Origin of the sequence: Solimonas variicoloris DSM 15731 (assembly GCF_000382285.1) — a bacterium.
Taxonomy (GTDB): Bacteria; Pseudomonadota; Gammaproteobacteria; order Nevskiales; family Nevskiaceae; genus Solimonas; species Solimonas variicoloris.
Window position 1 is genome coordinate 91,372 of the sequence record NZ_KB907927.1, and the last position, 24,130, is coordinate 115,501.

The window sequence follows — 24,130 nt, forward strand, 5'->3', positions numbered from 1 at the left end:
CAGGGGGGCTCATGGACTTTCGTGTTGAACGAGCCATGGCCGGGGCGGCGTATTCGTGTAACGACGCGAACCCAGGGCAATGGGACAGCAGCCGCCGGCAACGCGGCGGGCCGCCAGCACCGCCGGACGATTCCATCGCCGCGGGAAACGACCGCGCGCGCGCCGGTGCGGACCAACCGTCAGCCGTCGCGGCGAGCGCTACGTGCCGCCGCCCGGGCGGCCGGACCGGCGCGCGGACGGTGTACGTGGTCGACGACGATCCGGCCGCACGCAGCGGCCTCGAATTCCTCGTCACCGCGCTGGGCTGGCGGACGCGCGCCTTCGCTTCGGCGGTCGACTGTCTCGCCGCGATCGACGGCGAGTCGCCGTGCTGCGTCGTCACCGATCTGCACATGCCGGACATCGACGGTGCGCAGCTGGCCGCGACACTCGCCGGCGCCGCCAGGCCGATCGGCGTCGTCGCCGTCACCGCCTTCGATCCGGACGCCTTGCCGGTGCGGGCGGCGCGGGCCGCCGGGGCCCGCATCCTGTACAAGCCGGTCAACGCCGAGGAGCTGGAGCGCACGCTGCGCGGGCTCGAGGCGTGCGCGCCGGCGGCGCGCGGTGCATCCGACCCGTCGTTCGGCGATGTCGTCAGCATCGGCCTGCACAGCTTCTGCGCACGCGACTACGCGCCGTGCGCGCTGCTCGACCGGCAGCTGCGCGTGCGCTTCGTCAACGCGGCTTACGCGCGCGTCGCCGCCCGCGCGACCGCTGACATCCAGGGCCAGGCCTTCGTCGACGCGTGGTCGTGCGGCGCGCTCGCGCCGGACGAGCGCGAGCGCATCACCGCGGCGCTCGCGGACGTGATCGAGAATCCGCGACCGCTGCGGATCAGTGCGCCCTCGCGGCCGATCGAGGGTGGCCCGGCTGCGCGGCGCGACGCGAGCGTGCTGGCATGGCCGGTGGTCGAGAGCGGGCAGCGCAGCGCTTCGTATCTGCTCATCCGCGCCGACGATGGCGGCCAGGCGAGCCCCGAGCCGCCGCCGCAGGGGCGCGAGGACTTCGTGCAGTTCGCCTACGTCGCGTCGCACGATCTGCAGGCACCGCTGCATTCGATCATCGAGTTCTCGCAGCTGCTGCGCCGTCAGCTCGGCGAGGCGGTGACGCCGGAAGCGCTGAAGTCGCTGTCCTTCATCGAGGACTGCAGCGTGCGCATGCGCCAGCTCATCGTCGAGCTGCTGGCGCTGGCCAAGGCCGGCGCCGACGTGCCGCGCGACGCCGCCGTCGACACCGCCGAACTCGTGCAGGCCCTCGACACGATGCTGGCGGCCGGCGCCGCGCAGGTCCGTGTCGACACCGCGTTGCCGCGCGTCCGCGGCAACCGCGCCGAACTGCTGCAGCTGTTCCAGAACATCGTCTGCAACGGCCTGAAGTTCCACGCCACGGGCGTCGCGCCCGAAGTGCGGGTCGCGGCGCAGCGCGAAGGCGCGCACTGGCACTTCGCGATCAGCGACAACGGCATCGGCATTCCGGAGAATAGGCGCGAGAAGATCTTCGAGCTGTTCGCGCGGCTGCATCCGCAGGACCGCTATCCCGGCACCGGGCTGGGGCTGGCGCTGTGCAAGCGCATCGTCGAACAGCACGGCGGACGGATCTGGGTCGACGCCAACGAGGGGCAAGGCAGCCGCTTCCACTTCCTGCTGCCGGCCGCGCCGGATCGGTAGTGCCATGACCTTGCGTCCGCGCGTGCTGATCGTCGATGACGATCCGGCGAACCGTCATCTTCTCGAACAGATGCTCGGCGACGAGTACGAAATACTGCTGGCCGGCGACGGCGAGCAGGCCCTCGAGCTGTGCCTGCGCGAGGCGCCGGATCTGCTGCTGCTCGACATCGAGATGCCGGGCCTGGATGGCCTGCAGACCTGTCGCCGCCTGAAGGCCAATCCGGCAACCGCGTCGATTCCGGTGATCTTCGTGACCAGCCACGACTCGCCGGCATCCGAGGCGGCCGGCCTGGCGGCGGGGGCGATCGACTTCATCCGCAAGCCGATCCGTTACGAAGCGGTGCGCGCGCGCGTCGCCCGACACTTGCAGCTCAAGGCGCAGGCGGATCGCCTGCGCGCGATGGCCTATGAAGATGCGCTGACCGGCGTCCTCAACCGCCGCTATTTCGATCAGCTGCTGCATTTCGAAGGTCGCGTCGCACGGCGCACGTGCCAGCCACTGAGTCTGGTGCTGATCGATATCGATCGCTTCAAGTCGTGCAACGATCTGCATGGGCACACCTATGGCGATCATTGCCTGCGCGCGGTTGCCGCCGCGCTGGGCGCTGCGCTGCGCCGGCCGCAGGATCTGCTGGCGCGCTACGGCGGCGAGGAGTTCGCGTGCCTGCTGCCGGGCACTGCCCGCGACGAGGCGCTGCGCACCGCCGAGTACCTGCGCCGCGAAGTCGAGGCGGCGGCGATCGCCCATCCGCACACGCCGGCGCAGGTGCTGACGGTCAGCCTCGGCGTGGCGACCCTGGTCCCCGGCGAGCGCGACACGATCGAGGCGCTCGTCGAGAAAGCCGACTGGCGCCTCTACGAAGCCAAGTCGCTCGGCCGCAATCGCGTCTGCGGCTGATGCGGGCAGCCCCGCCGGGCTTTGATGCAGGTCAAGGCGGGTCGGGCAGCGGCGGCATAGCGTCGAAAGCCCCCGACCCGAGCAGGAGAATTTCCATGGCTGATCAGCGTTCCACGGCGCCGGCCGCGGCGCCGCAGAAGCAGCAGGCGATGGCGACGGCCGAGAAGCCGCGCGACTGGCATCCGTTCGAAAGCCTGCGCCGCGAGGTCGATCGCCTGTTCGACGACTTCGACCGCCATTCGCCGTTCCGTCGCAACGCCTTCGAGTCCGAGCCGTTCTGGCGCCGCGACTGGCTGACGGCGGCGACGCCGGCCTCGGAGATCGTCGAGCACGACGGCAACTACGAGATCACCGTCGAGCTGCCGGGCATGGATGAGAAGAATGTCGACGTCCAGGTCGCCAACGGCCTGCTGACGATCACCGGCGAGAAGAAGGAAGAGAGCGAGAACACCAAGAAGCGGCTCCATGTCTCCGAGCGCCGCTACGGCTATTTCGAGCGCGCGTTCCGGCTGCCCGACGGCGTCGATGCCGACAAGATCGAAGCCCGCTTCAAGAACGGGGTGCTGACGCTCAATCTGCCGAAATCGGCCGAAGCCAAGCGCGAGAAGAAGATCCCGATCAAGGCGGCCTCCTGAACGAGCGTGCGGCGGCGCGGCGGCCGGCGCCGTTCAGCGCCGGTCTGCTGCCGTATCGGCATGGCGAGGCCGGGCTGGAGGTCTTCCTCGTCCATCCGGGCGGCCCGTTCTGGGCGCGGCGCGACGACGGTGCCTGGTCGATCTGCAAGGGCGAAGCCGGCCCGGATGAAATCGCGCTCGATGCGGCGCGACGCGAATTTGTCGAGGAGACCGGGCAGGCGATCGACGGCGAGTTCCGCGCGCTGCCGCCGCTGCGGCAGGCCGGCGGCAAGCGCGTGCTGGCCTGGGCGGTCGAAGCCGGGGTCGACGCCGGCGCGATCGTCAGCAATCACTTCGAGCTGGAATGGCCGCCGCGTTCCGGGCAGCGCCGCCGCTTTCCGGAAGTCGACCGTGCCGGCTGGTTCGGTCTGGACGCGGCACGACGCAAACTGCTGGCGAGCCAGCGGCCGCTGCTCGATGCGCTGCTGCAGGTATTGGGCGCTGCCCCGCGCCCGGACTAGGGCCTGTTGACGCGATTCGCCTCAACGAGCCCTGGTATCAGCGCGCGGGGCGCCGCGCCGCTGCGGTCGCGCGCCGCGTCGACGGCGGCACGCCATGCCAGCGCTTGTAGGCCTGCGAGAAGCTCGACAGATCGGCGAAGCCGAGCCGTTCGGCGACGGCGCCGAGACGCAGCCGGCGATCGCGCAGCAACTCGTCGGCGAGTGCGCGCCGGCAATCCTCCAGCAGCAGGCGGAACGACGTGCCCTCGCTGTGCAGGCGCCGCTTGAGCGTCCGCGTGCTGACGTTGAGCTGGCGCGCCATGCCGTCGAGGTCGGGCAGACGCGTGGCCGGTGCCTGCAGATACAGGCGCACCGCTTCGGCGGTGCTGATCGCGGCGCGGCGCCGCTGCACGAGCTCGCTGCACAGCTGCTCGCACATCGCCGCGGTGACCGGATTGGCGCCGGGCAGCGGCCGCGCCAGGTCGGCGCGGTCGAAGGCGAGATGATTGCTGGCGGCGCCGTAGACCGGCTCGATCCCGAACAGACGCATCGACGCTTCGCGTGCCGTGCCCGCGCGCGGCGGCGCCTCGCGCAAGGCCATGCGGCGCAGCGTGAACGACGGGCCGGCCAGCTCGTGCAGCAGCGTCGCCGCGGCGGCGACGTCGCGCTCGACGACGAAGCGCTTGAGATTCTCGGCGCAGTCCGGCGCGTCGAAGCGCAGGATGCCCAGGCCCTGCTGCTCGTGGAACGAGATCTGCGTGAACGCATAGGTCAGCGGGAGGAAGCGCAGCGCCAAACGCAGCGCATCGGCGGCGGTGGCGCTGCTGACCAGGCCGTAGCCCCAGAAGCCGTAGGCGGTGAAGTGATAGCGCAGGCCGGCGCTGAGACCGAGGCCGGGGGCGTCGCCGCTGAGGCGCAGCAGGTTGGCAATCACGCGCAACTCGCGCACCGCGGCGATCTCGACGTTCGGGTCGGCGAGCTGGGCCGGCGACAGGCCGCTGCCGCGCAGCAGCTCGGCCTCGGCGTGGCCGCGCTCGCGGCCGAACGCGACGAGCAGCTGCACGCTGGCGGTACTGCGCTTGAAGTCCCAGACGCTCATCGAGCGGTTCTCGGCAGAGGCTTCCGATTAGGGTTGGCGGGCCATCATTTGGCCCGAATCATAAAATAGTTGTCCCGTCCCGGCATGGCCGGGCGCGGCGCGGGCCGCGCACACTTCCGGCACAACATCGCGGGCTCCACGGGCCCGCCGGAGGAGCCATGCCGTATCTTTGCCAGACCCTTGCGCCGGCCACCTGTGCGCGCGCCGCAGACTTTTGCCGACATGCCGGAGCGCTCCATGGCTGACGCCGGCCGCAACCCGGGTTGCGCCGCGCCGCTGAGCGCGATCGTGATCGGTGCCGGCTTCGCCGGCATCGGCATGGGCGTGGCGCTGCGTCGCGCCGGGGTCGAGGACTTCGTGATCCTCGAGAAGGCCGGAGACGTCGGCGGCGTCTGGCGCGACAACCATTATCCGGGCGCCGCCTGCGACGTGCCCTCGCACCTGTACTCGTTCTCGTTCGAACCGAATCCGCGCTGGTCGCACGTGTTCGCACGCCAGCCCGAGATCGCCGCCTATCTGCAGCACTGCGCGCGCCAGTACCAGCTGCTGCCGCACATCCGCTTCGGCAGCGAGGTCGAGGGCGCGCGCTACGACGAGGTGCATGCGCTGTGGACGGTGATGCTGCGCGGCGGCGCGACGCTGCAGGCGCGGCTGCTGGTCAGCGGCGTCGGCCAGCTCAGCCGCCCGGCGCTGCCGAAGCTGCCGGGCCTCGCCGATTTCCGCGGCCGCAGCTTCCATTCGGCGCAGTGGGACGCTTCGTATGCGCTCGAAGGCCAGCGCGTCGCGGTGATCGGCACCGGCGCCTCGGCGATCCAGTTCGTGCCGGCGATCGCGCCGAAAGTGCAGCGCCTGTCGGTGTTCCAGCGTTCGCCGGCGTGGATGATGGCGCGTCCGGATCGCCCGTACCGGGCATCCGAGCAGCAGGCCTTCTCGCGCTGGCCGCTGCGCGCGCGACTGCATCGCCTGCGCATTTATCTGCAGTACGAAGCGCGCGCGCTGGCGTTCACGCGCTTCAAGTGGCTGATGAAGCCGGCGGTCGAGCGCCCGTTCCGCAAGCTGCTGGCGCAGCAGGTGGCCGATCCGGCGCTGCGCGCCAAACTGGTGCCGGATTATCCGGTCGGCTGCAAGCGCGTGCTGCTGAGCAGCGAATACCTCGCCGCGATCGCGCGGCCGAATGTCGAGCTGGTCACCGACGCGATCCGCCGCGTCGTGCCCGAGGGCATCGAGACTGCCGACGGCCGCGTGCACGAGGTCGACGCGATCGTCTACGGCACCGGCTTCGCGGCGACCGAGTTCCTGTCGCCGATGCGCATCACCGGCCGCGACGGCCGCGACCTCAACGACGCCTGGGCGCAGGGCGCCGCCGCCTATCTGGGCATGACGGTGCCGGGCTTCCCGAACTTCTTCATGCTCTACGGGCCGAACACCAATCTCGGCCACAACTCGATCGTCTACATGCTGGAGAGCCAGATCGCGCACGTCATGCGTTGCCTGACGCAGCTGCGGCGCAGCGGCGCCGCCGCGATCGAGGTCAAGGCGGACCGCTACCGCGCCTTCAACACGCAGGTGCAGCAGCGCCTCGGCGGCACGGTCTGGAACGGCTGCAAGAGCTGGTACGTCGACGCCAACGGCCACAACAGCACCAACTGGCCCGGCTTCACGCTCAGCTATCGCGCGCTGACCCGCTTCAGCAGCCTGCAGGCCTATCGCTTCAGCCGCGTCGAGCAGGACGGCGAGGGCACGCGCATCGAGCGCATCGCGGCGCCGGCCGATCGCGTCGAGCGCGCCAGCGCGGTGCTGATGCGGGCGATCCTGCGCGGCATGTTCCGGCCGCTGATCGGCCCGCCGTTTCCGGCCGGCTTCGAGCGCGCGGTGGTCGCGACGCTGGCGCGGCTGATGCCGGGCCGCGGCGGCGTGCGCACGCGCCGCACCGCGGTCGCCGGCCGCGACGTCGAGATCGTCGAGCCGGCGCAGAGTCGCGGCGGCGCGGCGATCCTCTATCTGCACGGCGGCGCGTTCTGCTTGGGCAGTCCGGCCACGCATCGCGGCGTCACCACGCATCTGGCCGCCGGCGCCGGTCTGCCGGTGTGGGTGCCCGATTACCGGCTCGCGCCGGAGCATCGCTATCCGGCCGCGCTCGACGACGCGCAGTCCTGCTTCCGGGCGATGCTCGCGCAGGGCCTGCGCGCCGACCAGATCGTCATCGCCGGCGATTCGGCCGGCGGCGCGCTGGCGCTCGAACTGGCGCTGCGTCTGGTTCGCGCCGGCCAGAAGCCGGCCGCGCTGGCGCTGATCTCGCCGGTCACCGACGCACGGCTCGGCGGCGAGACGCTGCGTACCCGTCGCGGCGACGATCCGATGATCCGTCTCGGCTGGCTGCAGCAGGGCCTGTACTGGTATCGCGCGCCGGCCGGCGCCGGCAGCACGCTGCTGGAGCAGGATCTCGCCGGCCTGCCGCCGATGCTGGTGCAGGCCGGCAGTCAGGAGATCCTGCTGTCCGATTCGCTGCGTCTGGCCGCGCGCGCGGCGCAGTGCGGCGTGCGCTGCACGCTCGAAATCCACGAGGCGCGCTGGCACGTCTTCCACCTGCAGTCGTTCTATCTGCGCACGGCGCGCGACGCGCTGGCGACGCTGGCCGCGTTCAGCCGCCGCGCGGCGCTGCCGTCGCGTGCCACCGAAGCGTGCCATGCCGAACTCGCGCCGCTCGGCGCGGCGGGCTGAAGGGGACGAAGATGCGCGGAAGACCGAATCGCCAGCCCGGCCGTACGGCCAGCGCGGCGCAGCAGCGGCGCGAGCTGCTGTATCCGCCGGCGGAGTCGTTCCACGCCGAGATCAGCCGGGCGCGGGCACACACGATGCTGTGGCTGGAACTCGAAGTGCAGAACGTGATGGAGCAGGGCACCCGCCGCAGCGGCCGCGGCGAGGCCTGAGGCGCCGAATCGCGAGCGGCCGGACGCCGAGCGCCGGCCGGCTCAAGCTCCGGCCGGCGGCGAAGCCGGCGCCGGCGCGGCCGCGCTGCTCGGCGCCGCCGCGTCGCCGCCGTGCAGATAGGTGGCCAGTTCGGCTTCGAGCAGCGTTTCCTTGGCGAGCAGCGCCTCGGCGGCGCGGTCGAGCGCCGCACGCTCGCTGCGCAACAGCGTCAGCGCGCGCTGGTAGGCGCCGTCGACCAGCGCCTGCACGGCCTGGTCGATCTTGCGCGCCGTGTCCTCGCTGTAGCGGCGCTCCGGATCGCGCATTTCCGGCGTATCGAGAAACGGATGGTTGCCGTTCTCGTAGGCGACCTGGCCGAGTTCCGGGGTCATGCCGTAGCGGGTCACCATGCTGCGCGCGATGTCGGTGGCCTTGACCAGATCGTCGGCGGCGCCGGTCGAAATCTCGCCGAACACGCAGGCCTCCGACGCGCGGCCGCCGAGCAGCACCGCCATCTTGTTTTCCAGCTCGACGCGCGACATCAGATAACGGTCGTCGGTCGGACGCTGGATCGTGTAGCCGAGCGCGCCGATGCCGCGCGGGATGATCGAGACCTTGTGCACCGGATCGGTCCCCGACAGGCTCATGGCGACGAAGGCGTGGCCGAGCTCGTGATAGGCGACGACGCGGCGTTCCTTCGGATTGAGCAGGCGGTTCTTCTTTTCGAGGCCGGCGACGATGCGTTCGACGGCGTTGCCGAAATCCTGCGTCGTCACGGTGTCGGCGCCGCGCCGCGTCGCCAGCAGCGCGGCCTCGTTGACGAGGTTGGCGAGATCGGCGCCGGAGAAGCCGGGCGTCATTGCCGCGATCTCGCCGAGATCGACGCCTTCGGCGAGCTTCACCTTGCCGATATGCACCTTCAGGATCTGCAGGCGGCCGCGCTTGTCGGGGCGGTCGACCAGCACCTGGCGGTCGAAGCGGCCGGCGCGCAGCAGCGCCGGGTCGAGGATCTCGGGGCGGTTGGTGGCGGCGAGCAGGACCAGGCCCTGGCGCGGATCGAAGCCGTCCATTTCCGAGAGCAGCTGGTTGAGCGTCTGTTCCTTTTCGTCGTGGCCGCCCCAGGGCGTGGCGCCGCGCGCGCGGCCGAGCGCGTCGAGCTCGTCGATGAAGATGATCGCCGGTGCCTTTTCGCGCGCGTGCTCGAACAGGTCGCGGACCCGCGCGGCGCCGACGCCGACGAACATCTCGACGAACTCCGAGCCGCTGATCGAGAAGAACGGCACGCCGGCCTCGCCGGCGACGGCGCGCGCCAGCAGGGTCTTGCCGGTGCCCGGCGGACCGACCAGCAGGATGCCCTTCGGCAAGCGCGCGCCGAGGCGGCCGTAGCCCTGCGGGTCCTTGAGGAAATTGACGATCTCCTGCAGCTCGGCCTTGGCCTCGTCGACGCCGGCGACGTCGGCGAAGGTGACCTTGGTGTCCGTCTCGACGAAGACCTTGGCGCGGCTCTTGCCGATCGACAGCAGTCCGCCCATGCCCTGTTTGTCGGCCATCTTGCGGAACGCGAACATCCACACCGCGTAGAACAGCAGCAGCGGGATCACCCAGGACGCCAGCGTGCGCAGCAGGCCGCTCTCGTGCACCTGGTAATACTTGACGCCGGCAGCGTCGAGTTCGGCGATCAGCTCCGGCGCGACGCGATTGGCCAGCAGGTACTGGGTCTTGCCCGGCTGCGGATTCTTCAGCGTGCCCTTGACGGCGTCCTCGGAGATTTCGACTTCGCTGATCTCGCCGTTCTTGAGCCGCTGCTGGAACTCGCTGTACGGCACCGCTTCGACCCGCGTCATCGTCGAGAACAGCGACTGCAGCATGAGCACGCCGAACACGGCGATGAGCAGGTAGGCGAGGTTGAGCTGGGTCTTGCGATCCATGAGGGTCCTGGCGGGACTTCGGCGCGGGCGATGGCCGATATTGGGCCATGGCCGCGCGGCGCGCGCGTTGACACTCATCAAGGGCCGCCGGCCGCGCCCCGGCCGGGCCTTCAGTCGCCTGCGGCCGCGGCCGGTCCGAAGCCGCGCAGACGGTGGCGATAGGCCTGCGGCGTCAACGCCGTCCAGCGCTTGAATGCGCGCGTGAACGCCGAGTGCTCGCTGTAGCCGAGGCTCAGTGCGATCTCGACCAGCGACAGCCGCGGATCGCGCAGCAGCTGCTCGGCCTGGGCCTGGCGCAGCGCGTCGAGCATGTCCGTGTAGCGGCGTTCGCTGTGTCCGAGGCGGCGCTGCAGCGTGCGTTCCGAAAGGCCGAGTTCGGCGGCGACGCGGCCGATCGAGACACGGCCGTCGCTCAGACCGGCCGTGATCGCTGCCTCGCTCGCGCCGACCCAGCCGCCGGCCTGATCGGTCGGCATCGGGCCGTCGCCGGCGCCATCGAAATCTTCCATCGGCAGCGGCGGCGCCGGGCGATGTGCTAGTGCGACCGCGGACCGCCGCCGTCGGGCAGGCTCAGGCCCTTGGCGCGCAGATAGCGGCGCCGGCCTTTCTCGCCCGAGGCCTCGAGCCAGGGCAGCACGCGCGCGTAAAGCCCCGGGAACAGCATCACGAAGCGGATCAGCCAGCCGTCGCCGCGCGGCACGTCGGTTTCGATGCGGCGCTGCTCGATCTGCCGGATCACCGCGTCGCCGATCAGCCCGGGCGCCAGCGGCGGGCTCAGGAAGTTCAGCGCCGAACCGCCGTGCAGCGCCTCGTGCTCGATCATCGGCGTGTCGACGCCGGACGGATTGACGATGCTGATCGCCACGCCGGTGGTCTTCTCGCGCAGCGCCAGCGCCAGCATCAGGCCGCGCAGGCCGAACTTCGACGCGCAGTAGCCGGGGCATTCCTTCAGCGGCAGCTGGCCGCCGAGCGAGACCACGCTGATGACCTGGCCGCGCGTCTGCTGCAGCAGCGGATACAGCGCGTGGGTCAGGAACATCGGCCCGAACAGGTTGATGCGCACCTCGCGCTCGAAGCGCTCGGCGGGCGCGCTCTCGAACGGCTCGGGCACGACGATGCCGGCGTTGTTGACGAGCAGGTCGCAGCGGCCGTGCGCGGCCTGCAGCGCTGCGACGATGCGCGCCGGCGCGTCGGCGGCGCTGAGGTCGGCGGCGACGCACAGCGCCGGCCGCTGCAGCGTCGCCGCGAACGCGCGCAGCGGCTCCTCGCGCAGGTCGACGAGCAGCAGCGTCGCGCCGAGTGCGTCGAGGCGCAGCGCGACTTCGCGGCCGATCGCGCCGGCGGCGCCGGTGACGACCGCGACCTTGCCGTCCAGGCGCGCGCTCATGGCGTCACCGCCGGCGGCGCGAGCTGCGCGGGCGCGACTTCGATCGGCTTGAAGTAGCCCGGTGCGAGCGGTTCCCAGCCGATCTGCTTGCGCACTTTTTCGAGATGCTTGCGGAAGGCGTGAATCTCGATGTAGCCCTGATGGCGGTTGCTGTTGACGAACTTCAGGCCGCCGCCGAGATCGGTGTGGTCGTCGCGGATCAGCTGCTCGAACGCGGCCGCGCGCTGCGGGTTGCGGACTTCGTCGAGCAGGTAGTGGGCGAGCAGGTGCGAGATGCGGTCGAACAGGGTGTACGCGCTGCTGTTGGTTTCGAGCAGGCCGAGCGCGAACAGGTTGTGGTGCTTGCGGTTGAAGGTGCGCAGGTACAGCTCGGGCCGGCCGCCGTGCCACTCGAAGTAGTCGGCGGCGAGATACGGCATGCTCATGTTGTAGCCGGTCGCGTAGAGCACGAGGTCGATCGGTTCGCGCGAGCCGTCCTTGAAGACCACGTCCTGGCCGTCGAAGCGTTCGATATCGCCCTTCACACGAATGTCGCCGTGCTGCAGATAGTGCAGCAGCTGGGTGTTGAGCAGCGGGTGCGATTCGAACAGCTTGTGGTCCGGCTTCGGCAGGCCCCAGCGCGAGGTGTCGCCGACGAACCAGCGCAGCAGCAGACCGAACACCGGGCGCTCCAGCCACATCGGCAGCGCCGGGCCCTTCTCGGCGAATTCGTCGACCGGCATGCCGAACAGGTGCTTCGGAATGATGTGATAGCCGCGGCGCATGCTGATGAACGCGCGCTCGGCGTTGGCGGCCGCATCGCAGGCGATGTCGGCGCCCGAGTTGCCGGCGCCGACGACCAGCACGCGCTTGCCGCGGAATTCGGCCGGGTCCTTGTACGTCACCGAGTGACGGATCTCGCCGCTGAATTCACCCGGATGGCGCGGCAGGTTCGGGTCCCAGTTGGTGCCGGAGCAGCAGACCACGGCGCGGTAGCGCAGCACCTGGCCGTCGCCGAGCTGCACGCGCCACAGCGCGCCGTCCTGTTCGACCTTGGCGACCGGCGTGTTGAAGCGGATCGCGTCGCGCAGGCCGAAGCTGCGCGCGAACATCTGCGTGTACGCGAGGATGTCGCGGTTGTGCGGATAGTCCGGAAATTCCTTCGGCATCGGATAGTCGTAGTAGCCGGAGGTGTTGCGCGAGGAAATGAAGTGCGCGTTGCGGTACACCGGCGTGCCCGGATTGCTCGGGTCCCAGAGGCCGCCGAGGTCGGAATGGCGTTCGTACTGGTCGTACGGCAGGCCGAGGCGCTTGAGCGCGCGGGCGATCGACAGGCCGGCCGGACCGGCGCCGATGATGCAGATGCGATCGCTGCGATCGCTGACAGAGGCGGGGGACGACGACGGATCGGACACGGCGGTTTTCCTGGCGGCAAGGGGCAGCGTGATGGCCGGCCGGCGCGCCGGCAATCCGCGCGCCGGGTGCGTCCGGCCGATGCGCCATGGTCGCTGTCAAGCGGCTTGCGGCAAAAGGTCTCCAGTCGGCAAACTTGGGGGGCATTCCGGCCAATCGCGCCATGACCAAGCTGCCACGCCCGCACATCCAGGATCCGCGCTATTCGGCGCCGGTCATCCCGACCTACGTTCTGACGTTCATGATCGATCTCGCGCGGCAGCGGCGCTGGGACCCGGCGCCGTGGTTCGCCGGTCTCGGCATCGAGCCGCAGCAGTGCTACGAGCCGGACGCGCGCGTATCGTTCCGCCAGGGCGCGACCGTGATCCGCCGGGCGCTGGCGGCGACCGGCGAGCCGACGCTGGGCCTGCAGGTCGGCCTGCGCGAGACGCTCAGCTCCTGCGGCGTGCTCGGCCTCGCCTTGATGTCGGCGCCGACGCTGGGCGAAGTCCTCGCCGTCGCCGCCCGCTACCACCCGGTCACCGGCAGCTTCCTGGACCTGCGCGTCGAAGGCGCCGAATCGCAGGTCGCGCTGGTCGCCAGCGAGCGCTTCCCGGAACCCGATCTGCTGCCGTTCTTCTGCGAGGAACTGTTCCTCTGCTGCCAGCAGGTCGCCAAGGGCCTGATCGGTACCGGCTACCGGCCGCTGCGCATGGAGTTCACCTATCCGCGGCCCGCCTACGCGGCGCTGTACGAAGAAGCTTTCGACTGTCCGGTCCGCTTCGGCTGCAAGGCCAATCGCGCGGTCTTCGATGCCGCGTCGCTGCACACGCGGCCGGCGACCGCCAATGCCGCCGTGCATGCCTCGGCGCTCAGCCTCTGCTCGCAGCAGAGCAGCGGGCAGGGCGGCCACGCCGACGATCACGTCACCGCCCTCGAATTCTGGCTGCGCGAACGGCTCGGCAGCGGCGTGCGCATCGCCGACGCGGCGCGCGCGCTCAACGTCTCCGAGCGCACGCTGCGCCGCCGTCTGGCCGACGCCGGCTGGAGTTTCCGCAGCCTGCACAACCGTCTGCGCGCCCAGCACGCGGCCGCGCTGCTCGGCGATCCGGCGCTGCCGGTCGCGCGCATCGGCGAAACCCTGGGCTTCAGCGACGGCCGCGAGTTCCGCCGCGCCTTCAAGCGCTGGACCGGCGAGGCCCCGAACGCCGCGCGGACGCGCGCACGGCGGCGCTGAAGCTTCAGCCGCGCCGGTAGGCGCGCGACGCCGGCAGCGTGATTTCGACGCAGGTTCCGGCGCCGGCCGTGGATTCGAGCTTCCAGCGCGCCTTGAGCCGGGCTGCGCGTTCGCGCATGCCGACCAGACCCCAATGACCGTCGCGCCGGCCGGCGCGCAGCACCGCGGTATCGATGCCGCAGCCGTCGTCGTGGATGCAGAGGCGCAACTCGCGGCGGCCGTAGTCGAGCTGCAGCTCGATGCGCGTGGCGCCGGCATGACGGAAGGCGTTGCGCAGCGCCTCGCCGCCGATGCGGAACAGCTCCTCGTAGACCAGCGGCTGCAGCGCGCGCGGCGTGCCGCCGGCCTGCAGTTCGAAATGCGGCACCGCCGTCGGCGGCGCTTCCAGCGCCAGACCGTGCGCCAGTTCCGTGAGCGCCGCGGCGAGGTCCTGCGCCTCTCCGCTGTCGCGCAGCTTGAGTATCTGATCGCGGCCTTCTTCGAGCGTGTCGTTGGCGCGTTCCAGCGTGTCGATCAGCGCGCCGCGCGCCGCGTCCTGCGCCGGCAGGCGCGAGACGGCGGCGTGGAAGCGCAGGATCAGGCCCTGCACGCTCTGCAGCAGCGTGTCGTGCAGCTCGCGGGCGATGCGTTCGCGCTCGATCAGCCGTTCCTGGTGCAGCTGTTCGAGGCGGCCGGTGATCTGGCGCAGGCGCAGGCGGTGCAGGCTCCACAGCGCGAGCGCGGCGAGCAGCGCGCAGAGCACATAGAAACCGGCGGTCTGGTAGAACGCCGGCGCGATCGAGAACGACAGCGCCGCGCCGGCCGGACTCCAGACGCCGTCGGCGTTGGCGGCGATGACGTGGAAGCGGTACGAACCGGGCGCGAGGTTGGTGTAGAAGGCCTGGCGGCGCGTGCCGGCGTCCTGCCAGCCGGCGTCGACGCCGTCGAGACGGTAGCGGAAGCGCACGCGCTCCGGCATGCCGAGGCTGGTCGCGGTGTAGTCGATGCGCAGTTCGCGCGTGCCGGCGTCGAGGCGCAAGCCTTCGTCCGGCGCGTGTTCGATCGCGCCGCCGCGCAGCCTGCGGATCAGGACCTGCGGCGCCAGCGGGTTGCGCGGCATGTTGCGCGGGTCGAGCCAGGCCAGGCCGTTGAGCGTCGCGAACCACAGGCGGCCGTCGTCGGCGCGCAGCGCGGCCGGGTGGATCGAAGCCTGCTGGATCGCGCCGGGTAGACCGTCGAGATGATCGAAGCGGCGCAGCGGTACGGCGTAGGCCGGCTCGCGCGCGGCGCGTTCGAGATCGGCCGCCGCCGCGCGCGCGATGCCGTCCGCATCGGCGATCCACAGTGCGCCGTCGTCGGCTTCGACCAGCCCGGCGACATTGCGCGGAGCGCCGTGCGCGATGCGCAGCATGCGAAAGCCTTGCGGCGTCCATTGCGCGACGCCCGTGCTGCCGCCGACCCAGATCCGGCGCCCGCCGCCGATCACGCGCAGGTCGCCGACCGCCAGCCCGTCGTGCGGACCGTAGGCGCGGCCGCGCGCGTCGGTGAAGACGCTGACGCGGTCGCGGCCGTAGCCGAGCCAGACGCGGCCGTCGCGGTCGGCATAGGCGACCGGCACGCTGTCCGCCGGCAGGCCCTCGGCGGCGCCGACCGCGCGCCAGGCCTCGTGCTCGCGCACGAACACGCCGGCGCGCGCGGTGCCGATCCAGAGCCGGCCGGCACCGTCGCGGGCGAGCCACTGCAAACGGCTGGCGGCGGCGGCCTCGGGCAGGCGCAGGCGCGTCTCGCCCCGTGCGTCGACATGCACGATGTCGGGTTCGGCGCTCCACCAGTAACCGCCGTCGGCGTCGCGATAGCCGGCGTTGAGGCCGACCGGCTGGCCGGTGTCGCGGAATGCGCCGTGCGCGTCGACCTGCGCCAGCGGCCGGCTGGCGCTGCCGATCCAGACGCCGGCGCGTTCGCCGGCGACCAGCTGCAGCGCGTGATAGCCGGACGGCAGCGCGACCGGCACGATCGCGCCGGCGCGGAAGCGGTCGAGGCCGCGACTGCTGCCGACCCAGACATTGCCCTCGCGGTCCTCGACGATCGAATACGCGAAGTCGGCGCTCAGGCCGTCCTTCTCGCCGTAGGCTTCGACCTCACGGCCGAACTGCGCGACACGGCGGCCGCGGATCGCGGCCGGATCGCCGCTGCGGCGCAGGCCGTCGCCGAGCGTCGTCACCCACAGCGCGCCATCGCGGTCGAAGGCCAGCGCGTTGGAGCCGACGCGAATCTGCGTCGGCGGCGGCCGCTGATCGGCGCCCGGCACCCAGACCGGCCGCACCGCGTTGCTGGTCTCCGCGATCCAGATCGCACCGTCGCCGGCTTCGGCGAACTGTGCGACGCTGCCGACCTCGATGCCGGTGTCCGTGAAGCCTTCGGCGCCGGGCACGCGCATGAAGATGCGATCCTGGCTCGCGGTCCAGACGCGGCCGCTGCGATCGGCATAGACCGACTGCACGCCGCCGGCCGGCAGCCCGGCCACGCGGGTCCAGGTCTTGCCGTCGAAATGCAACAGCGCACGGGCCGTGGCGGCCCAGACGGCGCCGTCGGCGCTGCGCGCCATCGCATGGACCGGGCTGTCCGGAACGCCCTGATCCTCGCCGTAGGCGTCGAGCCGGCCGTCGCTCAGACGGGCCACGCCATGGCGGCCGAGCCCGATCCAGAGCCCGCCGTCCGGCGTCGCCAGCAGACTGTAGATGTCGTTCGACGCCAGCGCCGCGGCGGTGATCGCCGGCAGTGCTTCGAACTGCACGCCGTCGAAGCGGAACAGGCCGGTCGGCGTACCGAGCCACAGATAGCCGTCGGCGGACTGCGCCATCGTGAAGATTTCGCCGGGGGCTCCGTCGCGGTCGGTCCAGGCGGTGTGATAAAGCTCGCGCAGCGAGCGCTGCGGATCGAGTGCGCGGCCGGTGCCGGTGCACAGCAGCAGGCTCGCCAGCATCAGCAGGCGGATGGCGATCGTGCGCGATCGTCGCGCCGCACGCGGCCGGACCGCGCGCTGCACCGTGCGGATCGGCGGGGTCGGGCTCGGCAGCGGCGACATCGGGTGTGCGGGCGTCTGGCTTCGGCGGCGGCGCGCGGGACCGCTCGCGAACGGCGGCTGCGTTCGGCGCGGCAGGCGAATCACGGGTCGGCCGGACTATAGCGTCGCCGCCCGCAGCGCGCACGCATCCGCGCTGCGGGCGATGGCCCCGGCGCCGTGGCAAGGGGCGTGTCGAGCGCCCCTAAGCCTGCTCCGGCGGCGGCCCGGAACTGACGCGCAGCGGGATCAGCGCGCCATGGTCGTAGCGGTAGCTGACGGTGATGACCGAGGCCGGCTCGTTGCTGCCGCAGCCGGGCAGGCGCCACGCGAGGTTCAGCGTCACGGCGCCCTTGCCTTCGTCGACGAGGATGCGCTGGCGCAGACCTTCGAGATGCGGACCGTTGCTCGACAGCTCGGTCCGGTAGAGACGGTCGCCGGCGCGCGCGATCACCATCAGCGTCGAGCAAAGGCCGCGGCCGCGGCGATCGACGGTCGCGACCAGTTCGAGCTGCTGGTCGCCGTCGAGGTCGATCATCGCGAATTCGCCGACCGTGGCGGCCTCGCGCGTGTCTTTCCAGTAGGCGCGGATCAGTCGCGCGACATCGGCCGGCGAGCGCAGCGCGGCGCGAATGGCGGGATTCGCCTCGTCCCACGAGCAGCGCAGCACCCGGCGCACGCAGCCGCCCCAGAACGCGTAGCGATGCGCGGGAGGCATTGCCGCCGCGCTCGCCCGATCAGCCCAGGCGTCTCTCATGAGTGTCCCCCCTCACAGACCGGCATCCGAACCGCGACGAAGAACGTATCCCCATACGTCATCGCCACGCACCTGCCCGCTGGAACAGGGCCGTGTCGCATCTGAACCATGGCGCGTTTGCCGACTGCCGCGCCGTGACGCCGGTCAACTCCGGCGTGCCGTCAGTCGCCTGCCGGTCCCCGGGCGAACACGACGGGGCCCCCGTTCCGCTCCGCGCTGCGGCCACCGTGCGCAGGCGATGCGCAGCTTGGCTAGGGCGCACGGAGCAGCCGCAGGCCATTGGCGACGACCAGCAGGCTGGCGCCCATGTCCGCAAACACAGCCATCCACATCGTGGCCTTGCCGAGCACGGCCAGGATGAGGAAGACGGCTTTGATCCCGAGCGCGATGCTGATGTTCTGCCACATGACGTCGTGGGTCCGTCGCGACAGGCGGATCACGAACGGGATGCTGCGCAGGTCGTCGTTCATGATGACGACGTCGGCGGTTTCCACGGCGGTGTCGGTGCCGGCAGCGCCCATCGCGATGCCGATGTCGGCGCGGGCCAGTGCCGGGGCATCGTTGATGCCGTCGCCGACCATCGCCGTCGGCCCGTAGCGCGCGCGCAGGTCCTCGACGGCGCGCAGCTTGTTCTCGGGCAGCAGATCGCCGTGCACCTCGTCGATGCCGGCCTGTGCGGCGATCACGCGGCCGGTGGCGGCGTTGTCGCCGGTCAGCATCACCGGTGTGACGCCGAGCGCGCGCAGCTCGGCGATCGCCGCGCGGGAGCTGTCCTTGGTGGTGTCGGCGACCGCGAACAGGGCCTGCACGGCGTCGTCGGATGCCAGCAGTGTGACGGTACGGCCAAGCTGTTGCTGCTGCTCGATGCTGGCCTCGAGTTCGGCGCTGCATTGGCCGCGCTCGTGGATGAGGCGATGGTTGCCGAGCACGTGGACGCGGTCGGCGACGCGCCCCTGCACGCCGCGGCCGGCGAGGGCCTGGAAATCGCTGATCGGGGTCGCGCCCGCGCCGAGGCCGGCGGCGATCGCGCGCGAGACAGGATGGTCGGATCGCGCCGCGAGCCCGGCGGCGATCTCGAGTGGCGACGTCATCGACGCTTCCGCGAGCGCAGTGTGATCAACGAGCCGTGGCTTGCCCTCGGTGATCGTGCCGGTCTTGTCGAGCGCGATCGCGCGCAGGCGGCGCGCGTCCTCAAGATAGGTCCCGCCCTTGATCAGGACTCCGCGCTGGGCGGCGCGTGTCAGCGCGCTGACGACGGTCACCGGGGTCGAGATCACCAAGGCGCAAGGGCAGGCGATCACCAGCAGGACCAGCGATTTGTAGAGCGCCTGTTCCCAGGTCCAGCCGAGCAGAACCGGCGTCACCACCGCCACCAGCAGCGCGATCACGAAGACGGTCGGGGTATAGACGGCAGCGAAGCGATCGACGAAGCGCTGCGTCGGCGCACGGGCCCCTTGCGCCTGCTCGACGGCGTGGATGATGCGCGCCAGCGTCGTGTCGCCGGCCGTTGCGGTCACGCGCGCTTCCAGCTCGCCCTCCTGGTTGATGGTTCCGGCGAGCAGCGGATCGCCGACGCTCTTGTCTACCGGAAGACTCTCGCCGGTAATCGGCGCCTGGTCGACGGCGCTCGTGCCGGCGGTGACGATGCCGTCGAGCGGCACGCGCGCGCCGGGGCGGATGCGCACGAGCGCCTGCAAGGGCACCGTGTCGACCGCCATCGTCGTCCAGCTGCCGTCGGCTTGACGCACCAGCGCCTCCTTCGGCGCGAGTGCCATCAGGCTGCGGATCGCGTTGCGCGCGCGATCGAGCGCGCGTGCCTCGATCAGCTCGGCGATGGCATACAGCGCCATCACCATCGCCGCTTCCGGCCACTGGCCGATCAGGAAGGCGCCGGTGACGGCGACGCTCATCAGCGCCGTGATGTTGAGCTTGCCGTGGCGCAGCGCGCTCAGGCCCCTGCGATAGGTGTCGAAGCCGGACAGCGCGATCGCGGCCGCGGCAATCGCCATCTCCGCCCAGCGCCCGCCATCGGCAGTGGGCAAGAGCAGCGCGATCAGCTCGGCGAGCACGGCGAGGGCCAGTGCCAGCAGCAGGCGCACGATGCCGCCGAAGCGCCGCGGCGCCGGCTCCGCGGACGGTTCGTCGCGCAGCGGTTCGGCGCGGAAGCCGGCAGCGCGGATCGCCGCGATCGCCGCGTCGATCGCCTCCGGTGGGGCATCGATCGTCAGGCTCTGCGCGCCGAGTTGGAAGCCCAGCGAACGGATGCCGCCGATGGTTTCGAGAGCGCGGCGGATTTCGGACTCTTCGGCGGCGCAGTCCATTCCGGCGATGCGCAGGCGCACCGTGCCGCGCGCCGCGATCGGCGCTGGGGAAGGCGATTCGTTCATGCGAAGCTCCGGAGGCATAAGGTGAGTGGCGGAAGTGGAAGGGCTGGCCGGCGGCTCATGATGAGAGCTTCTCGCGGCCGTGGGCGAGGCGGTACAGGCCGGGCAATACCAGCAGCGTCAGGATCGTCGACGAGACGATGCCGCCGATCACGACCGTCGCCAGCGGGCGCTGCACCTCGGCGCCGATGCCGGTATTGAATGCCATCGGCACGAAACCGAGGCTGGCGACCAGTGCCGTCATCAGCACGGGACGCAGGCGCGTCAGCGCACCTTCGACGATGGCGTCGTCGAGCGACGCACCGTCCGCGCGCAGGCTGCGGATGAAGCTGACCATGACCAGTCCGTTGAGCACGGCGACGCCGGACAGCGCGATGAAGCCGACCCCGGCGCTGATCGACAGTGGAATGCCGCGCAGCCACAGCGCCAGAACGCCGCCGGTCAGAGCCAGCGGCACGCCGGAGAAAATCAGCAGCGCATCCTTCAGCGAGCCGAAGGCGAGAATCAGAAGGCCGACGATCAGCAGCAGTGTTGCGGGCACGACGACGGCCAGCCGCCGGCTCGCCGACTGCAGTTGCTCGAAAGTGCCGCCGTAGTCCAGCCAGTAGCCGGGGGTCAGCGCAACGCCGGCGATCGCCGCCTGGGCGTCGGCGACGAAGCGGCCGAGATCGCGGCCACGCACGTTGGCGGTGACGACGAGGCGGCGTTTGCCATCCTCACGGCTGATCTGGTTCGGCCCCGGGGCGATCTGCAGCTCGGCGAGTTCGGCTAGCGGCACGTGGCCGCCGCCCGGCAGCGGTACCGGCAGGCGTTCGAGCGCGCGCGGGTCGTTGCGTTGCTCGTCGCCGAGGCGCACGACAATGTCGTAGCGCGCATCGCCTTCGAAGATCTCACCGCTGCGGCGTCCGCCGAGTGCCGTGGCGACCAGATTCTGCACGTCGGCAATGGCGACGCCGTAGCGCGCCAGCGCCTCCCTTCTCGGCAGGACCGACAGCACCGGCAGACCGCTGACCTGCTCTACCTTCACGTCGGCAGCGCCGGGCACCGCCTGCAGTGCTTCCGCCAGCGCGTTGCCGTGGCGCAGCAGGGTCGGCAGGTCGTCGCCATAGAGTTTGACGGCGAAATCCGAGCGAACCCCGGAAATCAGCTCGTTGAAGCGCAGCTGGATCGGCTGGCTCACTTCGTAGGCGCTGCCCGGCAGCGCCTCGATCGCCGCCTGCAGTTCGGCGACCAGCGTCGCTTTCGATTTTCGCGGATCGGGCCATTGCGACTGCGGCTTGAGCATCACGTAGCCGTCGGAAATGTTCTGCGGCATCGGATCTGTCGCGACCTCGGCGGTGCCGGTGCGTGCGAATGCAGTCGTGACTTCCGGAAACTGCAGCAGGCGCTGCTCGATCTTCTGCTGGAAGGCCACGGACTGGGAAAGCCCTGTGGCCGGAATGCGCAGCGCCTGGATAGCGACGTCGCCTTCATTGAGGCTGGGAATGAACTCGCTGCCCATGCGCGACGCGAGCCAGCCGCAGGCGACGACCAGCACCACGGCGCCGGTGAGCAAGGCGACACGGGCCCGCAGCGCGAGACGCAGCAGCGGCGCGTAGCCGCGCAGCGCGGCGCCGATCACCGGATTGTGTTTCTCGCGGATGGGGCCGCGGAACAGCAGGGCGATGCCGGCCGGCACGAACGTCACCGAAAGCGCCAGTGCCGCGAGCAGGGCCATAACCACGGTCTGCGCCATCGGATGAAACATCTTTCCCTCGACGCCGTCGAGCGCGAAGATCGGCAGGTAGACGGCAGTGATGATGAATACGCCGAACAGACTCGGACGCACGACCTCTGCGGTCGCCGCGTAGACGGTCTCCAGGCGCTCCGCCAGACTGCGCCGTGCGGCGTCGCTTCGCTCCGACAGACGGCGCAGGCAGTTCTCGACGATGATCACTGCGCCGTCGACGATGAGCCCGAAATCGAGCGCCCCGAGGCTCATCAGGTTCGCCGATACCCGCGTCTGCACCATTCCGGTGATCGTCAGCAGCATGGCCAGCGGAATGACCATGGCCGTCAACAGCGCTGCGCGCAGATTGCCGAGCAGCGCGAACAGCACCGCGATCACCAGCAGCGCGCCTTCGATGAGGTTCTTCTGCACGGTAGCGATCGCGCGGTCGACCAGTACCGTCCGGTCGTAAGCGGGGACCGCCCGCACACCGTCCGGAAGGCTGCCGTTTATTTTTTCGAGCTGCCGGGCGACGCGGTGTGCAACGCTGCGGCTGTTGGCGCCGACCAGCATCACGGCGGTGCCGAGTACGGTTTCGTGGCCGTCGCGTGTCGCCGCGCCGGTGCGCAGCTCTTTGCCCAGTGCAACCTCGGCGATGTCGCCGACAGTGATGGGCAGGCCGTCACGCGTTGCCACGACCAGCCGGCGCAGTTCGTCGAGACCGGCGAGCCGGCCGGGGATGCGGACCAGCAGTTGCGCGCCGTTGCGTTCCAGATAGCCGGCGCCCTGGTTGGCGTTGTTGCGCGCGATCGCGTCGGCGACCTCCTCGAATGTCAGGCCATATGCGAGCAGGCGCGCCGGCGCCGGACGCACGTGGAACTGCTTGGCGTAGCCCCCGATGCTGTTGACTTCGGTGACGCCCGGCACCTGCAGCAACTGCGGTCTGATCACCCAGTCCTGCAGCGAGCGCAGCGCCGTGGCGTTCCAGGGGCTGCCGTCCGGCTGGCGTGCCCCCGAATCGGCTTCGACGGTATAGAGAAAAATCTCGCCCAGGCCGGTTGCGATCGGGCCCAGCACGGGGTCGATGCCGTCCGGCAGGCGGCCGCGTGCCTGCTGCAAGCGTTCGTTGACCAGATTGCGGGCGAAGTACAGATCGGTGCCGTCCTCGAACACGACGGTGACCTGCGACAGTCCGTACCGCGACAGCGAACGCCGATATTCGAGGCCGGGCAGGCCGGTGATGGCGGTCTCGATCGGCACAGTGATGCGCTGCTCCACCTCGAGCGGCGTGTAGCCCGGCGCCTGCGTGTTGATCTGTACCTGAACGTTGGTGATATCGGGAACGGCGTCGATCGGCAGGCGCTGGTAGCTCCACAAACCCAGTGCGGCGAGCGCTGCGACCAGGCCCAGGACCAGCCCGCGGCGGGCGATCGAAAATTTGAGAATGGCGTCAATCATGGCGGTACTCCTCGGGTGCGCCCGTCGGGTTTCGCTGCGGGCGCACAGCGGCCGCGTCGCACAAGGCGGCGGCCGGTGAGTGGGACGTCGGAATGCGCGCTCGTCCGGCGGGCCGGAAGAGCGCACGCGACGGCAATGGCATCAGTGGCCGTGCTCGGCGCCCGCAGCGCCTTGCTGCGACAGCAGCACGAAGCTGTTATCGCTGGCATAGCGTTCGCCGGCAGCCAGACCGTCAAGCACTTCGCTGTATTCGTCGTCGCTGCGTCCGAGGCGCAGCGGCCGCGCTTCGAAATCGCCGTCGGCGTGCTGAACGAAGACGATGACTTTCCCATCCTGCATCTGCAGCGCGCTGTTGCGTACGGCGAGCGGAGCGACATTGGCGCCGAGAACGACTTCCGCGCTGACGTACAGCCCCGGGGCCCAGTTCCGTTGCGGGTTGTCGAGCAGCACCCGGGCGCTCAGCGACTGCTGCGTGCTGCGGCCGATCGGCGCCACGTAGACCAGCACGCCTTCTCCGGACAGTGCGCCGTCGGAGCTTTTCACGCGCACGCGTTGGCCGGTCCGGACGCGGGCCAGATCGCGCGGGAACAGCGACAGCTCGACCCAGACCGTCGACAGGTCGGCCACTGTGAAAAGCGCGCGGCTGCCGCTCTGCTCGCCCGGATTGGCGTTGCGGGCGGTGACGATCCCGCCGAGCGGTGCGCTCACCGCGTAGGTCTGCAGGCTTTCGTCACTTTCGACGAGGGCCAGTGTTTCCCCGGGCGTGACGGGGTCTCCGATCTTCTTGGTCACCCGGCGGATCACCCCCGGGAAGCGCGCCGTGACTTCCAGTACGCGTTCCGCATTGGGCTCGATGGCACCGTACAGCGATAGCGTTTCGTGAATCGGAGCGGAACCGGCGGCCGCAATCGCGATGCCGGCAGCGGCGAGTTGCGGTGCGTTCAGCTCGACGCGTGATTCCGGGTCATGACCGGGTTCAGTGTGGGTCTCGGCGGCGTGCTGTTCGGCGGAAGCGGCCGGCGGGGGCGCGTTATCGGCACCGCCGCAGGCGGCGAGTGCGACCAGCAAGGTGGCGAGTACCGGCAGCAGTACATTATTCATGGCAATGGTATGCGGCAGTTCGTTGGGCATCG

General features: G+C 70.7%; 17 protein-coding genes. 7 read left to right on the top strand and 10 right to left on the bottom strand.

Going from position 1 to position 24,130, the window contains the following annotated elements:
* Positions 1-239 precede the first annotated feature (239 nt).
* The 4 genes from H149_RS21985 to H149_RS0105145 all read left to right on the top strand — a co-directional run bounded on the left by H149_RS21985 (position 240) and on the right by H149_RS0105145 (position 3,739).
* On the top strand, positions 240-1,706 hold the full coding sequence (locus H149_RS21985) for an ATP-binding protein (protein WP_020648668.1): 1,467 nt from the start codon (positions 240-242) through the stop codon (positions 1,704-1,706).
* 4 nt (positions 1,707-1,710) lie between these two features.
* A complete protein-coding gene (locus H149_RS0105135) occupies positions 1,711-2,604 on the top strand; it encodes a diguanylate cyclase (RefSeq protein ID WP_020648669.1) in 894 nt (297 codons plus the stop codon).
* A gap of 95 nt (positions 2,605-2,699) precedes the next feature.
* Positions 2,700-3,239, top strand: coding sequence for an Hsp20/alpha crystallin family protein (locus H149_RS0105140; protein WP_020648670.1), 540 nt, complete (start codon positions 2,700-2,702; stop codon positions 3,237-3,239).
* Positions 3,240-3,313: 74 nt separating this feature from the next.
* Positions 3,314-3,739 carry an NUDIX hydrolase gene (locus tag H149_RS0105145; protein ID WP_281167567.1) on the top strand — a complete coding sequence of 142 codons (426 nt, stop codon included), beginning with the start codon at positions 3,314-3,316 and terminating at the stop codon, positions 3,737-3,739.
* Positions 3,740-3,776: 37 nt separating this feature from the next.
* On the opposite strand, the gene H149_RS0105150 is transcribed toward H149_RS0105145, so the two are convergent.
* Positions 3,777-4,817 (bottom strand): AraC family transcriptional regulator, encoded by a 1,041-nt coding sequence (locus H149_RS0105150; protein ID WP_020648672.1) that lies wholly within the window; start codon positions 4,815-4,817, stop codon positions 3,777-3,779.
* A 237-nt stretch (positions 4,818-5,054) separates the two neighbouring features.
* Here H149_RS0105150 and H149_RS0105155 point away from each other — a divergent pair, with 237 nt between their 5' ends.
* Complete coding sequence (locus tag H149_RS0105155) at positions 5,055-7,538, top strand: flavin-containing monooxygenase (RefSeq protein ID WP_051101807.1); 2,484 nt, start codon at positions 5,055-5,057, stop codon at positions 7,536-7,538.
* Positions 7,539-7,549: 11 nt separating this feature from the next.
* On the top strand, positions 7,550-7,747 hold the full coding sequence (locus H149_RS0105160) for a hypothetical protein (RefSeq protein WP_020648674.1): 198 nt from the start codon (positions 7,550-7,552) through the stop codon (positions 7,745-7,747).
* A gap of 42 nt (positions 7,748-7,789) precedes the next feature.
* Here H149_RS0105160 and ftsH read toward each other — a convergent pair whose 3' ends face one another.
* From ftsH to H149_RS0105180, 4 genes are all read right to left on the bottom strand, one after another.
* The gene (ftsH, locus tag H149_RS0105165; protein WP_020648675.1) at positions 7,790-9,655 is read right to left on the bottom strand and encodes an ATP-dependent zinc metalloprotease FtsH; all 1,866 of its coding nucleotides are present in this window, start codon (positions 9,653-9,655) and stop codon (positions 7,790-7,792) included.
* Positions 9,656-9,765: 110 nt separating this feature from the next.
* Positions 9,766-10,164 (bottom strand): helix-turn-helix transcriptional regulator, encoded by a 399-nt coding sequence (locus H149_RS0105170; protein WP_020648676.1) that lies wholly within the window; start codon positions 10,162-10,164, stop codon positions 9,766-9,768.
* Positions 10,165-10,190: 26 nt separating this feature from the next.
* The gene (locus tag H149_RS0105175) at positions 10,191-11,042 is read right to left on the bottom strand and encodes an SDR family NAD(P)-dependent oxidoreductase (RefSeq protein WP_020648677.1); all 852 of its coding nucleotides are present in this window, start codon (positions 11,040-11,042) and stop codon (positions 10,191-10,193) included.
* A complete protein-coding gene (locus H149_RS0105180; RefSeq protein WP_020648678.1) occupies positions 11,039-12,436 on the bottom strand; it encodes a flavin-containing monooxygenase in 1,398 nt (465 codons plus the stop codon). The genes H149_RS0105175 and H149_RS0105180 overlap by 4 nt, the downstream gene beginning before the upstream one ends.
* Before the next feature lie 161 nt (positions 12,437-12,597).
* Here H149_RS0105180 and H149_RS0105185 point away from each other — a divergent pair, with 161 nt between their 5' ends.
* Entirely contained in the window at positions 12,598-13,650 is a 1,053-nt protein-coding gene (locus tag H149_RS0105185; RefSeq protein WP_020648679.1) for an AraC family transcriptional regulator, read from the top strand.
* 4 nt (positions 13,651-13,654) lie between these two features.
* Here H149_RS0105185 and H149_RS19765 read toward each other — a convergent pair whose 3' ends face one another.
* From H149_RS19765 to H149_RS0105210, 5 genes are all read right to left on the bottom strand, one after another.
* On the bottom strand, positions 13,655-16,714 hold the full coding sequence (locus H149_RS19765; protein ID WP_020648680.1) for a sensor histidine kinase: 3,060 nt from the start codon (positions 16,712-16,714) through the stop codon (positions 13,655-13,657).
* A gap of 181 nt (positions 16,715-16,895) precedes the next feature.
* A complete protein-coding gene (locus tag H149_RS0105195) occupies positions 16,896-17,408 on the bottom strand; it encodes a hypothetical protein (protein ID WP_020648681.1) in 513 nt (170 codons plus the stop codon).
* Between the two features lie 290 nt (positions 17,409-17,698).
* Positions 17,699-19,834 carry a heavy metal translocating P-type ATPase gene (locus H149_RS0105200; RefSeq protein ID WP_020648682.1) on the bottom strand — a complete coding sequence of 712 codons (2,136 nt, stop codon included), beginning with the start codon at positions 19,832-19,834 and terminating at the stop codon, positions 17,699-17,701.
* Between the two features lie 55 nt (positions 19,835-19,889).
* Positions 19,890-22,997: an efflux RND transporter permease subunit gene (locus tag H149_RS0105205; RefSeq protein WP_020648683.1), complete on the bottom strand. Its 3,108-nt coding sequence runs from the start codon at positions 22,995-22,997 to the stop codon at positions 19,890-19,892.
* A 141-nt stretch (positions 22,998-23,138) separates the two neighbouring features.
* Positions 23,139-24,128 carry an efflux RND transporter periplasmic adaptor subunit gene (locus tag H149_RS0105210; protein ID WP_020648684.1) on the bottom strand — a complete coding sequence of 330 codons (990 nt, stop codon included), beginning with the start codon at positions 24,126-24,128 and terminating at the stop codon, positions 23,139-23,141.
* Positions 24,129-24,130 lie beyond the last annotated feature (2 nt).